General features: G+C 49.8%; 8 protein-coding genes. 3 read left to right on the top strand and 5 right to left on the bottom strand.

Annotation, left to right across the window (positions count from 1 at the left end):
• Positions 1-5: 5 nt before the first annotated feature.
• Complete coding sequence (locus SPB21_RS09555; RefSeq protein WP_163702180.1) at positions 6-401, bottom strand: hypothetical protein; 396 nt, start codon at positions 399-401, stop codon at positions 6-8.
• A gap of 416 nt (positions 402-817) precedes the next feature.
• On the opposite strand from SPB21_RS09555, the gene SPB21_RS09550 reads away from it, so the two are divergent.
• The 3 genes from SPB21_RS09550 (at position 818) to SPB21_RS09540 (ending at position 4,517) form a co-directional block, all read left to right on the top strand.
• A complete protein-coding gene (locus SPB21_RS09550; RefSeq protein ID WP_163664055.1) occupies positions 818-1,756 on the top strand; it encodes a J domain-containing protein in 939 nt (312 codons plus the stop codon).
• Positions 1,757-1,894: 138 nt separating this feature from the next.
• Complete coding sequence (locus tag SPB21_RS09545; RefSeq protein ID WP_163664053.1) at positions 1,895-2,215, top strand: DUF1825 family protein; 321 nt, start codon at positions 1,895-1,897, stop codon at positions 2,213-2,215.
• A gap of 91 nt (positions 2,216-2,306) precedes the next feature.
• Positions 2,307-4,517, top strand: a complete 2,211-nt coding sequence (locus SPB21_RS09540) for a caspase family protein (protein WP_499866417.1) — start codon at positions 2,307-2,309, stop codon at positions 4,515-4,517.
• A 3-nt stretch (positions 4,518-4,520) separates the two neighbouring features.
• Here the strand turns inward: SPB21_RS09540 and SPB21_RS09535 are convergent, their stop codons facing one another.
• The 4 genes from SPB21_RS09535 to SPB21_RS09520 form a co-directional block, all read right to left on the bottom strand.
• Positions 4,521-7,382 (bottom strand): CHAT domain-containing protein, encoded by a 2,862-nt coding sequence (locus SPB21_RS09535; RefSeq protein ID WP_499866416.1) that lies wholly within the window; start codon positions 7,380-7,382, stop codon positions 4,521-4,523.
• 162 nt (positions 7,383-7,544) lie between these two features.
• Complete coding sequence (locus SPB21_RS09530; RefSeq protein ID WP_499866415.1) at positions 7,545-11,123, bottom strand: CHAT domain-containing protein; 3,579 nt, start codon at positions 11,121-11,123, stop codon at positions 7,545-7,547.
• A 178-nt stretch (positions 11,124-11,301) separates the two neighbouring features.
• Positions 11,302-12,609, bottom strand: a complete 1,308-nt coding sequence (locus SPB21_RS09525) for a tetratricopeptide repeat protein (RefSeq protein ID WP_499866414.1) — start codon at positions 12,607-12,609, stop codon at positions 11,302-11,304.
• 11 nt (positions 12,610-12,620) lie between these two features.
• Positions 12,621-13,961, bottom strand: a complete 1,341-nt coding sequence (locus SPB21_RS09520; protein ID WP_499866413.1) for a tetratricopeptide repeat protein — start codon at positions 13,959-13,961, stop codon at positions 12,621-12,623.
• Between the last annotated feature and the right edge of the window lie 14 nt (positions 13,962-13,975).

Raw genomic sequence — 13,975 nt, 5'->3', positions numbered from 1 at the left:
TTGCATCAGGGTATTTGCTCTAGCAAACTGCGTCGTTTTTGCTCAAACTCATACTCTGACAGCAGCCCTTCCTGCCGCAAATGCTCGATTTCTCGGAGGCTATTCGCCACACCTTCAACGGCTTCACCCAGGTTAGGGATGGGTGAAGCCCTCTGGTTATTATGCTGCCAAAGCCTTTGGAACAGAGGCTCAGTTAAATACCAAATGCTTTCAAGCAGGCAGGCAAACCGTGGTACCTGGGTTGCCCCCAAAAGCAAATAAGCCATCCCCCAGCCATACTGACCTAAATAAAACTTATGAATCCCAGCAAAAGGAACCGGAGTTGGCTGAATTGCCCCTATAAATGCGAGTAAGGCTGCGATTTTTCTATTTTTCTGATGATTAGTTTGATGATCATCCATAAACAGCCTTGGTTTTAACTTGAAGGTACGACATCGCGAATTTTAGTAATTGAGCACTATAGAGGGTGCCTAATTTTCCAATGAAACAGCTAGAATTTGATATGTGTTTATATAACATGATGCATCCATCATGCTTGACCCCAAGGGATATTTTGACTGGAGAATCTAGAATTTATAGAGGTATCCATACCTCATCCATCCAAAACGTTTGTGCTTATAGACTGTATGCTTTTTGCAAAGTTAGTTTGTGCATTCTCCTGAAAGTAATCCCTAAGGTCAGAAATCAAAACTTAAAACGCTAAAAATTCGGTTACTTTTATATCTAACGGACGGTTCAAATGTTAGTAGTCGCCGGAATTTAGCAATCTCGTGTTGTTTATGAATTGTACGTGAGCCAATTCTTAGCCTCCTGTTGCATGACCAACGCCAAGTCATTTCAAGATGAATGGATCACAGTTGCTGAGAAAGATCCCTACGCTGCCCTAGGCCTCTCTCTAAATGCTGAAGATCGTCGCATTCTTAAGCGCTATCGCCAGATAGCAAAACTTCTTCATCCCGATGTTCAAGCGACTAACCCCACTGCCATTAGTCAAATATCTGAGCAGCTGATTGCTAAGGTCATCAACCCTGGCTATCAACGGCTTAAGCAAGAGAAGAATCGCTCCGAAGTTTTGGCCAACATGCGGTTTCGCGCTAGGCAACTCGATCGTCAAGGCAAACTCGCGCCTTCTTTTGAAAGCGCTCAACAGCTTTTGCGTATTCCAGAAGCAGAAGTGGAAGTTTTTTATGAAAATACGGTTAATCAGCTAGTAACAACCCAGTTCAGCTCGACCGATGAGTTTGCCATGGTGCTGTCGGGTCTAAGTCAGCTCAACCTAGCATTTCTACACCGTAAGATCAGTAAGCCTATTCGACCTAAGCGTACTGGCTTAGTTGCCGTTGACCATACCCCTTCAGAAGAAGAAGAAAAGAAGGAAGATCCTAAACCGCCGGAACCCCCTGTTATCAACTACGCTGAAAAATATGGTATTCGAGCTCGGACATATCTGAACCAGCGTAATTACAATCTAGCCATTCAGGAGCTGAGAGAAGCGCTTAAGATCGCACCCAATGGGATTGAACTTCACTCAATGCTCGGCCAAGCCTATTTGATGAAGAAGTCTTACGGCATGGCCCGTGCCCATTTGAAGCGTGTTTTAGAATTAAACCCCAACCATTCCGTAGCGTTGAAATATAGTCAAGTTTTAGAAAAACGCATGGCTGAAAAGCGTAAGGCAGCTAGTCAGGTGGTTCCACCAGACCCTAAGCCTGAGTCAGGGCAACAATCTTGGCTTAAGAAATTACTGGGTCGCTAGGTGATCGCTAGTAGGTATTAGGTGGGGATATCTCACCTTTGCGTATATCGAAACGAGCTTTTACTCTGAAAGAGTAGTCAACGTTAACGCTTACAGATAGCGCGCAGCCAATGAAAGTAAGCCCCTGGGAGTAGATGTATGAGCTTTTTTGATTCAGAGATCGTGCAGCAGGAAGCCACGAAGCTCTTTCAGGATTATCAGGCCCTCATGCAGCTCGGTAGCAGCTACGGCAAATTTGATCGCGATGGCAAGAAGCTATACATCGAGCAGATGGAAAGCATCATGGATCGATATCGCGTCTTTATGAAACGATTTGAGCTGTCCGAAGATTTCACAGCTCAACTTACGATGGAACAGCTGAAAACCCATCTGGGTCAATTTGGGATGACACCACAAAAGATGTTTGACCAGATGCAGATGACCCTAGACCGCATGAAGTCTGAAATCAAAGAGACATAACCTGTTCGAAAGTGGGCATTGGATATCCTGCTGCGGTATGCCTGAGCAGTTTCTATTGCCCACCCTACGGGCTGCTTGAAAGGGATACCTTATGCCGACATTTAACCGTCGCCGTTTTTTACAGTTTGCCGGGACCACATTGGCAGCTTACGGGCTAAGTGAGCGGCAACTTGTTTCCCACGGTCTACGCTACGGTCAGGCATTAGCCCAACCGACGACTCGAAAATTGGCGTTGCTAGTCGGTGTCAATCAATATCCTGCTGGTAACAGTCGCTTTACAAATTTACGAGGCTGTACAACGGATGTAGAGCTACAACGCGAGCTACTGATACATCGCTTTGGATTTCAGGCCAGCGATATTCTGGTCCTTAGTGATGATGCGGCACATAAGCCTACCCGCAGCAATATTCTGGCAGCCTTTGAAGAGCATCTGATCCATCAGGCTCAGCCTGGGGATGTGGTGGTTTTTCATTTCTCGGGCCATGGTTCCCAGGTGTTAGAGCCCAATTCCCCTGATGGTGATGGGCTTAACAGTACTTTTGTACCTGGTGACATTCAAGAAAATGGCACTGACGTTGATGACATCATGGGACGGACGTTGTTTTTGCTGACGTCGGCGTTATCAACGGACCAGGTCAGTGTTGTCTTGGACAGCTGCTACGCCGGCGGCGGTACCCGTGGGAATGTGCGGGTGCGCTCAGGTTTTGATGGCAATTCGTATCAGGCGAGTGCAGCAGAGTTAGCGTATCAAAGCCAGTGGTTGCGGACGTTAGGTGTAGATGTTCCGACTCTGCAAAATCGTCGCAATATTGGTGTGGCTAAAGGGGTGGTCATCGCTGCTGCCCAAAAAGATGAAGAAGCTGTTGATGTAGGCTTTGACGGGTTTTATGCGGGAGCCTTTACCTACCTGCTCACCCAGTATCTGTGGCAACAGACCGATAGCAGTCAAGGTACTGTGGTGCGCATTACCCGTGATATGAAGGATTTGTCTGGTCAGATTCCTTTTCTGGATGCCCCATCGGAACAAGCCCAGTCAGATATCTACTTTGTTCCTGAGAAAAAACAAATTCCACCGGCTGAGGCCGTTGTTACTCAGGTGGATGGTGATCAGGCCACCGTATGGCTTGGGGGGATCGACCATGAAAGTATTACCACCTTTGGTCGGGGGGCTAAGTTTACCCCGGCAGGCTTTGAATCACTGGGTGAGGTGGAGCTATTGTCACGCCAGGGTATGCGGGGTGTTATCCAGCTCCCTTCGGCAGTGCCAGCAGGAACATTGCTACAGGAATTTTCTCGGGTGGTATCGCCTGAGTTGCAGCTACGGATTGGCATTGATCCGTCTTTGGGTCTTTATACTAGCCGGATTCAGCAGCAGTTAGGTGCCATTCCTCGGGTGGTTGGGGTCCCTCACCAGGGGAGCAATGTTCCCTACGAAAAAGAGGTGCACTACATCCTCAGTCGAATGACGGCTGGATATAAGCGACGGTTTAAAGATAAAGCGGTCCCCAATACGGACAGAATTGGCCTATTTTCCCAAAGTCTTGATGAGTGGATACCGGGCTCCTTTGGCCGTGATGCTGCAGAGTCAGCTACGGATGCCGTGACACGCCTCACCCCCAAGCTTCAGTCCTTACTAGCCGCCCGATTAATCAAATCTCTACTCAAAGCTAATTCTGCCCGGTTGAAGGTAGACGCCTCCATTATTGGTGAAGTAGCTGAAGTAGCTGGTGAACAGGTTGAACTGATTGCCTCAGCCTTCACCCCCCGTGGTGAATCGGGTGAGGCACAGTCAGGGGGTACTCACCAAATTTTGCTAGATCAAGATTTTCGATTTCGGGTAGTTAATCACGAGCCTGAGCCTCTGTATATCAGCATTGTGATATTTGTTACCGATGGGCGGATGTTTGTGGTTTTGCCGCGTCCTCAAAAGGGCCGTGAACAACAGATTGCTGAGAGTCGTCTGGAGGGCAATGGTACAGAGCTTTATGCCCCATCTTTGTCAGAAAAAGAAAAGCCGCTCTATGGTCAAGAACGGGGTCGGGCCGAGGCATTAATTATTGCAAGTCGAGAGCCGTTTGTGGAAGGGTTGGCCCAGCTGCAAACGCTAGCCACGCTGCAAGCCCTGGGTGAGCGTAGTGACAGTGAGTCGGCTGAGCTATCGTTGAGAGCGGTGAATACGCTGCTGGGTGAGATCAGTTCTTCCCGGAGTGCACCGTTGGATAATACAGCGATGACGGATGAGCTGCCCCAGATTCAAACCGCTGATATTGCAGCATTTTCGATTTCGGTTGAGGTGGTTTAGTGGCTACAGGGTATTGCCGATTAACGTCATCGGTGCCCAATAGTAGGGATGGGCAAACAGTGTTGAGCCATTACCTTCAGTTTCGCGTTGGCCAATAATGCGATCGCCACTGGTTGTTATTGAGTCTGTACTCTGGATAAAGGCAATTTGGGCCGTTTGTAATGCCTCAGCTTTAGTGACGGGGTTAGCTGCGGTGCTTTGGGCCAAATTGGTGTAAAAATTTTGCATCAACACGTTAGTACTTGAGTCATTGACGTTCCAAAGAGAAGCCATTACCGCATCAACCTGACTTTTTAGAAACCAGTAGCTCAGACCCACCACTTCTATTTCATCTTTGTCATCCCCACCCAATGCAGTTTGACAGGCGGACAGGACAACTAAATGTACATCTTCCAAATAGCTGCTTAGATCATCAATTTTTGGGGTAGGTAGCCGTTGTCCGTCGCCCATAAGCAAGTAAGGATCGTCCTCAGACGCTACCCATTCACCATGGGTGGCCATATGGAGAATTTGTTGACCACCAAGGGAATCTCGCAATGTCTCAAATGTAAAATCATCATCAAGTAACTGTTGCCCAGGGTAAATACCTTTGGTGTCGTTGGGGTTGTCTTCTTCACGGATAATGGCATCTAGCTCAATGGGCACATTAGGGAGAGCGTTAAAGTTTCCAATTTGTTGTGACACACCCACACCCAATATCGAAACACCATCGGTCCCTACCGGAGAGCGATCAGTCACATCCGTAAGCGCAGCCGATAAAATTGTGCCAACAGTATATTTTTCAATTAAATATTGTTCACCATCGTAAAGGGCCGCCAGGGGTAAATAACGGATTACCCGATCTGGAGAGAAAACCAGGTGTTTTATGTCCTGGTTACTGGCAAGCTCTGTTTCAAAGGGGGCAATTAACCAGTCATAAAGCTGTTGTCCCAGGCGCTGAATTTCTTCGATGTCAGAATTGCGATTTTCCACCAAGGTTCTAAACTGAACCACGGTCTGGCCAACCTCCTGACGGCTCACAGGCAGTTCTCGTCGACCAATGACACGACCATCGGCAGCCCACAGCAACCACAGTTTGTCTTTAAGCACCAACGGATAAATAACAACGGTGCCAGGTTGCTGATCAATAATATCTTTGGCCGTTGTCGCAAAGTTCTCAGGATCTAACAAAAGGTTAGATTTGTCGCCCTCTGCCAGGCGATCGCCAACAAAGGTGTTGAGGCTGTTGACGGCTTCTCGATATTGACGAAACTGATCGTCCCGTTGAGATCTCAAATCTCCTAATTTCTCACATTTAGTCGCTTCACAGTCCTGCAGCTGTTTACCAAATTCCACCAATGAGGAGTACTGCTCTACCATTTCCTTTTCCTTTGGTAGCAGCGTCACTTTCGCATCGCTATCGCCAGCCCGTTCGTCCGTATACTCTGTTAACTCCTCAACTTTAAGTAGTTCCAATACCTCCTGGGCTTCGAGAACTCTCCCTTGCTCCAACAGTAGGCCAGCTAACGTACGATAGCTATCCGCCACCGTATCCGTGTAGGACTGTAGCAAAGCCTGATCTGCGATATCCTGACGAATATTTTCCCGTACCGTGACCGCCTCCTTAAAAAAGGCAATGGCTAATTCCGGTTGGTCATCTGCCTGAAACGCATAACCCAGGTTGCTTAGGGCCAGTCCGGCTTCGTGGCGATCGCCACTTTCACCACTGATGGCCAGAGTTTGACCAAAATACTCAATCGCCTTTTGAGATTGCCCCAAACGGCCATAGACATGGCCTAGATTTCCCAAAGCTCGGCCTTCTCCAGGCAGATCTCCTAGCTCACGGGCAATCACTAGCTGCTGTTCTAAAAAGTTGATGGCCTGATGCCACCGACCTAAACGACTGTAACCATAGCCTAAATTACCTAAGGAGCGACCTTCATCAACGCGATTACCTAGTTCGCGTGCGATCGCAAGGGTTTGCCCATAAAAATCAATCGCCACCTCAATTTGATTCAACCGGGAATAGGCATTGCCCAAGTTACCTAAGGTCCGTCGTTCCCCAGGGCGATCGCCAAGTTCTCGGGTAATGGCCAGTTGTTGTTCCAATAGGTCAATGGCCTGCTGGTACTGCCCCAGGTCAATATAGACATTCCCTAAATTTCCCAGGCTACGACTTTCCCCAGCTCTATAGTCAAGTTCACGGGCGATGGTCAGTTGTTGTTCTAATAGGCTGAGGGACCGTTGATACTGGCCCAGGTTGTCGTAGGCAATGCCTAAATTACCCAAAACCGAGCTTTCGCCGAGACGATTATCGTTTGCACGCACCAAAGGCAGTACTTGTTCGTAGTATTCAATGGCCCGTTGATATTGGCCTAGATTCATATAAGTACTACCCAGATTACCCAGAGCAAAGATATGTGCCTGGGGCTCGAGGTTAAGCGCCAGAGCTTGTTCATAATGGTCAATGGCTTGTGGGTATTGACCGAGCATGTCATATACCTGGCCCAGGCCGGTTAAGGCTCTACTTTCTGCGGGGATATTATGAAACTCTCGGGCAATGTCGAGGGATTGTTGGTGATGGTCAAGTGCTGGTTCAGCCTGGCCCAAGGTGCGAAAAAGAATTCCTAGACTGTTGAGGGTATTGACCTGGTTCTCACGGTTACCGGAGGCTTGAAAAAGTTCAAGGGCCATTTGCCAGGAGATGTATGCCTCTTGATATTGACCGCGATTAAACTGCTCCAGGCCTTGATTATGCAGCTGTATGGCCTGATCTTCGTCGGTGATAGGTTCAATGGTTTCTTGGGCGACTGCCTGCGGCATTGGCAGGGCTACAGGTGATATGAGGGCACCTATGACAATCAAGGTTTGGAGAAAACGTTGCATAGGCGCAGCTCAAGGAAGGATTATTTGTATTTACAATTCCCATTTGGGTGTTTCGGAGAATAATCGTGCCCTTCGACTCCGCTCAGGGCACGCTGGCTGAGATTGTTGGCTTCGACTTCGCTCAGCCAACGGTATCGGTAGAAATCTCCTAATCAGCAAGACCTACAGACCATTACCAATCAAAATAAACGGAGCCCAATAATACGGATGCAACAATAACGTACTCCCCTGTTCTTCAGTCATTCGCTGACCAATAATCCGCGCCGTATCCGCCGCCAACTCCTCCCCAGACCCAATCCACATTAACTGAGCCTGTCGCAACGCCTCAGTTTTAGACAACTCACCCGTCGCCAAATTCCGATAAAACTGCTGCATCAGCAAACTCGTGCTCACATCACTCACCCGCCACAGCGACACCAGCACCGACTCCACCCCATGGTCCAAAAAGAAATAACTCATCCCCTGAATTTCCAAACCATCCGCCTTGGCACCCCCTAAACCCGTCTCACAGGCCGACAGCACCGCCAAATGCACATCCTCCAGATAATCCCCCAAAATCCGAATCTCCGGAATCGGCAGCCGCTCACCATCTCCCAACAGCAAATAAGACTCATCCGAACGGCCCGGCACAAACTCACCATGGGTGGCAATGTGCAAAATGTTCTGCCCAGTTAACCCATCCCGCAAACTATTAAACGTAAACGCCTCATCCAACAAACTGGTGCCGTCATAAATCCCGTTCGTATCCTCACCGTCCTCTCGCACAATGCCATCTAACTCCACCGGCACATAGGGCAACGGATTAAAATCCGCTGTACCCGCTGAAACCCCAGCCGCTAAAACGCTTATGTCAGCAGGAAAGCGATCGCGCCAGTCCGTCAGCTCCTCTGACAAAATGTGACTGATGCCATATTTCTCAACCAGATATTGCTCCCCATCATGCAGAACCGCCATGGGCACATAGCGCAGGTTACGGTCCAGGGCAAACACCAGATTTGTAATGCTCCCCGCCTCTAATTCTTCTTCAATGGGTTGAACTAACCACTGATAAAGTTGTTGCCCCGTCGCTTGTAGGGTCTCAATATCCGACCTGGGGTTATCCAACAGTTGACGCATTTGCACCACCGCATTGGCCACCTCAGAACGACTGACTGCAATCTCCCGACGACTGACCACTCGGCCTTCCGTAGCCCACAGCAACCACAGCTTATCCTCCAGCACTAACGGATAAATAACCACCGTACCAGGCTGTTGTTTAAGGATTTCCCTGGCCTGACCGCCTAAATCTTCTGGGTCTAATAAGGCCTGATCAGCCGCCAACTGCTCACGAATAAAGCTAGACAGTTTATCCACATTATCTTGATAGGCCCGCGCCAGATCATCGCGCTGATTGCGAAGCTTGCTGAGCTGGTCACAGCGGCTCTGTTCACATTGAGAAACGGCTTTACCAAATTCCACCAGGCTGCCGTGGCTGATTAACAGCGATTCTTCCTGGGGCAGTAGGGTAACACCGCTAGCACTATTAACAGCCCGCTGGTCATCAATATAGTTACGAATTTCTTGGACCTTTAACAGTTCTAAGACTTGCTGCGCTTCCAGAATGCGTCCCTGCTGCAATAACAAGTCTGCTAGAAACCGATAGGTGGCTTCCACACTTTGCACATAGGATGCTTGCCGGGCCAGGGGAAGTGTTTCCAATTCGTCCCGTAGGGCTTCGCTAACAGTCACCGCTTCTTTGTAAAATGCGATCGCAATTTCCGGTTGATTTCGCTGGAAATAAACATAGGCAAGATCTCGCAAGGTCACCCGTGCCTGAAAGCGATCGCCTGTTTGACGATGCAGGGCCAGGGAGTTCTGAAATGCCAGAGTGGCTGCTTCTAGCTGGCCCAAACCCTCATAGCTGAGACCAACCATACCCCACGAACTGGCCACCGCTGGGATATCCCCCACCTCTTGATGGATAGCAATCGCCTGATGAAAGGCCACAAGGGCATTCTCATAATCATTGTTATGGTAAGCTTCTAGCCCAATAGACGTATAGGCGTAGCCCTCCTGTTGCTGACTGCCCAACTCCTGGGCGGCGGCCAATTGTTCCTCGGGTGACAGATTAGCCAAGTCATCTTCTGGTGCCTCAAACAACCCGATACGATACTCTCGCCGCTGAGATCGCACCTCCTCCGCTTCAGCTGATAATGTCTCTTGTTGAGCAGACTCGCCTAGCTCCAGAGAAATATTAGCCAGACCATCCAGGGCCATGCTCTCGGTAAACGGTTCATAAAAGTCTCGACCGATGGCCAGAGCTTTCTCTAGAGATGCGATCGCATCCCCATAGCGCGCCAGTTTCTCATAGGTACGCCCCAAATCTAGATGGGCATAGCCCAGGGAACGCTTTTCTTCTAGGGTGGCTAACGGTACTTGAGACAGCGGTGCATAAATTTCCTCAGCCCGGCGATAGTCTTCTAATGCGGTGGTATAGTCTCCCCGCTGATAAAAGACATCTCCCCTGAGTAGTAACGCCTGTCCCACTTGATAAGGGGCCCCTAAAATCTCTCCATAGGGTGTTTCCAAAAGGGCTTCATAGGTGGCCAAGGCCTGGGTCTCCAACTCAAAGGCCCTATCATAGTCACCCACAAAAAAATAATTTTCCCCCAGGCTCAGCTGATATTCTGCCACCTTCCAGGCATCACCAACTGCTGCCATGGCGGCCATGGCCTGTTCTTGAAACCGACGCGATTGTTGCTGAGCCTCCGCCTCGGTCTGCAACCCGACATCGTTTGGTTCAGCAAAATAGTAAATTGAGCCAATACTCTGTAACATCTGACCTGTCCAGTGGCCGTAGTTCAAAGATTGAAAAGTGGCCAGGGCCTCCTGACAGTACCCTAAGGCAGGTTGAGACGCGCCCACAAAGCTATAGGTTTCACACAGATAATGTTGTGTGGTGGCGATGCCGGTTGTGTTCCCTAACCGTTGATACTCAGCATAAATGGTTTCCAGACCCTCAATCACCTCGGTCAGGATCGTAATAGCAGAGTCAAAGTCATTGTTAACAAAATCCACCAGACCCACGTTTCGAGTTTGTAAAACAACCTGCAATTGGTCTTGCAGAATAGCCTCGACAGGACTGTCTGGATCAGGATTATCGACCAGTTGCTGATAGTTTGCGATCGCGATTTTAGCCAGATCCCTGGCAGCAGCATACTGTTCCAGTCGAAATTGAATAATTGCCTCGGTACGGCTGATATCTGCCTTTAGGCTTTGTTTAGAGCTGCTAGAGCCATCTGACAGAGTCTGGAATAGCCGTTTTGCCTGCTCTAACGTTTCAGAGGCCAGCGTCTCGCGTTCAAACAATAGATAGACATAGGCCAGTTCAGTCAGAGTGTCAGCCTCTCCCAGGGGATTATCTGCCGCTTGATACTGGGTTTGGGCTTGTTCTAAATAGGGAATTGCATTGACAAATTGCCGTAGTTGACGATAGAGGCGGCCTGTTTGGTAAGCGGCTTGGGCTTGTTGTAAGGCTGTACTCTCTGAATTTGAGAGAATAGTTTTGTAGGTTGCGATCGCGTCTAGCCATTGACCCTGACGTTGCTGAGTCTGGGCTTGGGCAATAGCATCGTCGATAACAAAGGCAATAGATGTGGTTTGGGAGCTATTCACCGGTTTGGCCCACCCTCCTACGGACTGAGCAGAGAAACCACCCGTAATTAAAACCGTAGCCAGTAATCCAGTTGCTATTCCTGCCATCTTGGTTTGCCCCCAGCAAGATCGTCGACTCCCTTAAAGAATTTAACTGGCTTGAGCAAACGTGACTGTATTAGGGAGAGGTCTAAATAACTAGCGCCAACAACCACAGACCCCTCTGACTAAGGCACCTCCCCTTTTCAGGGGGAGGAACAATTTCATAACAAAAATATACAAGCCCCTAACCCCCATCTAATCCCGCCAACCAAACCTCAATAGTCTCCAACCATCCCTCATCCATTTCCAGCGCCCTATACAACACTTGCGCCGCCACCAACCGCTGCCGCACCAACGCCTTATCCTGCTGCATTGCCGCCACCTTAGCCAACCCAACCCAGCCCTCAGCCCGCGTCCTCACCCCACCACTTTCATCCGCCAGTGCCACCGCCGCACCATAGTGCGTCTCCGCCAACCCAGGTAGCCCTACCCGCAAATAACTCTCCGCTAATAACCGATGCATCTCTGCCGAAGCGCCGCCCGCTTCCACTACCGGTCGCAGCGTGGCAATCACCTCCCAAAACAGTCCCTGCTCCAGATGCACATAGGCCATTAGTAACACATCGCCATCCGTCAGACTAGCAGTAGCAACACTAACCTCTTCCTGTTTCTCTACTGCCAGTGCCTGAAACGCCACACTGTAGTGCAACTCAGTCCCAGCCATCACCTGAAACCGATACCGCTCCCCCGGCTCATATTCAGGGCCGTCATACACCAGATTGTTGCCTAACACTGTCGATTCCCACACCACCGTTTCCACCAAATCCGTTGGCGCAAAGGTAAACGCATCCTCCGATTCCGGCTGCACATACTCCTGCTGTAATAGCTGCACCTGATATTCATCCACACCTACCAAGCCAGGCCAATAAAACCCTGGCACCGTGTCTAAAACCTGTGGCTTATAGGGAAACTGCCCTGCCAGCAACTGCAACAAATCATTGTCATTACGCGGATCCGTCGACCGGGCCAAATCCGGACAAATCACCCGCATGCCCGAACGTCGTCCTGCCGTTGCCCGTCGCCTGGCTCCACTGGGGCACTGCACCCGCACCCGTGTTTTGCGATTGGGAATAATTAACGCATCCCCTGGATTTAGCTGTGTTCCTACTCTTCCTTGCACATAGCCAGAACTGCCTCGACGCTGTACCTGAACGGTTCCTCGTTGAATGCTAACAATGCGGGCAGAGGCTAGAGCCGCTGTTGGAAAGAACCCTTGTAGTATAAGTAGAAAGGCGAGAATACCGAGGTTGCGGTAATGGAGAAGAGTGGGTTGGTTAGGTATTTTGTTATATGGTGAGGGTTTGGGGGCCTGAACACCCTCTGCCTCACCACCAGCCGCTACTGACCTCCCCTTTAGAAGGGGAGGTGCCGCAGGCGGAGGGGTCCCGACCAATGGCGCAAGTATCGAAGACCCCTCCCTGACGGTTCCCCTTGCCAAGGGGAACCAGGTATCACCCAGACTCTTCAGTCGGTCGATTACTTCCTTCCGCATCTCCCTACCCGTCATTCACCCGTCTCTTCTACATCCTCAGCCTGTAGTCTCTGCTCATAAATCCCTAACCAGGTATCTTCGTCAGGGTAGCCCGGATTCGCCTCGCCCACACAGGTTTGCCAAAACCCATCCGCTTCATCCGGCAGTTCTTGAGCATCCAACACCTGGGCCATCAGGCAATATGCAGCTCCGCGATGCAGCTCTTCTTCTGAACCTGGAGGCAGGGACTCAACCCAAGGAATCAGCTCTTCCTCTAAAACCAGAATTGCGTCATCCAGGTTTGTTTCAGCATCTAAATAGCGTTCCTGCCCTAATCGAGCCCAGCCCAGATTCTTCAGCAGCCTGTACTTTACCTTCGCAAACTCCAGGTTTGGTTCTGCCGCATCTTTTAGGACTTCTTCAGTTCCTCTCCACAAAAAATCAACCGCCGCCCGATAATCTTCTTGCAAAATGTATAGCCTACCTAAGTTGTTATTCGCCTCTAACCAGGTTTGCAACTCAACAACCTCAGGACCTCTCTCTACTACAAACTGATACGCCTCAATCGCATCTTGCTGCTGTTGTAGATCTTCATACAGTACTCCCAGGTGGTAGTACGCCTCCGCATAGTCAGGGCTTAAGTTAAGGGCCACCTGATAGTTTTGCAAGGCACTGGCCAACCGATCATTTTCATAATCCTTCAGACCCCAGCCGTTGTACCAGGTGGCAAACAATGGCATTGATCCATGGATGCCTGCCACTGCCAAAAACACACCGCCCGCTGCCCCACAGCTCCATTCCTGCCAGTGGTACTCAGGCACACCACGCCGCTTCAAAATTTGCTCCCAAGCCTTGCGTCCGGAGTCTGTCAGCGCCCCTTTTCCTACAATCAGTGTCAACACACTTTGGGCTGCCACTGCTAGCGTCCCCGCTGATGCAATGCCGCCACTCCAAAACCGCGATGCCGTATTCAAAATCAAACTGGCTGATACGGTTAAAAAAACAATCGACAGACCATTCCAAAGCCAATTGTAACGACTTTGCTGTTTAGCATCCTTCGTGGTTGGATACCACCACCATGCATCTGACTGCGGCTGATAGAGCTCTCGCCATCGTCCCAGGTCTGACGCTTTACTAAAGGAATTTTCGTGGGTTTGTAGCTGGGCATCCAACTGATCTAGATGTACCAAACCTGGAGCATTGAGGGTGCCATCTTTTAATAAGCTTTGGATGCGATCGCGCACCAACAACGTTTCCAAAATCACCTGGGGGGCATAGCCAGACGGCTCTAAAGCAGCAATGGCCTGTTCATATTGCTTGAGCAAGCCATGCAGCGACTCACCTGCCTCGGTAACGTTATCCCCATCAAACATATGTCAGCCTATGC

It is taken from the genome of Leptothoe sp. ISB3NOV94-8A (genome assembly GCF_043421595.1).
In the GTDB taxonomy this organism is placed as follows: Bacteria; Cyanobacteriota; Cyanobacteriia; order Phormidesmidales; family Phormidesmidaceae; genus Leptothoe; species Leptothoe turfae.
The sequence above is the reverse complement of the archived record's forward strand: the minus strand, read 5'-3'. Positions and strand labels throughout refer to the sequence as shown.

Coding starts and splice junctions, on each gene's coding strand:
- SPB21_RS09525 (WP_499866414.1), bottom strand. CDS start 12,609: ATGCGGAAGGAAGTAATCGACCGACTGAAGAGTCTGGGTGATACCTGG.
- SPB21_RS09545 (WP_163664053.1), top strand. CDS start 1,895: ATGAGCTTTTTTGATTCAGAGATCGTGCAGCAGGAAGCCACGAAGCTC.
- SPB21_RS09530 (WP_499866415.1), bottom strand. CDS start 11,123: ATGGCAGGAATAGCAACTGGATTACTGGCTACGGTTTTAATTACGGGT.
- SPB21_RS09540 (WP_499866417.1), top strand. CDS start 2,307: ATGCCGACATTTAACCGTCGCCGTTTTTTACAGTTTGCCGGGACCACA.
- SPB21_RS09535 (WP_499866416.1), bottom strand. CDS start 7,382: ATGCAACGTTTTCTCCAAACCTTGATTGTCATAGGTGCCCTCATATCA.
- SPB21_RS09520 (WP_499866413.1), bottom strand. CDS start 13,961: ATGTTTGATGGGGATAACGTTACCGAGGCAGGTGAGTCGCTGCATGGC.
- SPB21_RS09550 (WP_163664055.1), top strand. CDS start 818: ATGACCAACGCCAAGTCATTTCAAGATGAATGGATCACAGTTGCTGAG.
- SPB21_RS09555 (WP_163702180.1), bottom strand. CDS start 401: ATGGATGATCATCAAACTAATCATCAGAAAAATAGAAAAATCGCAGCC.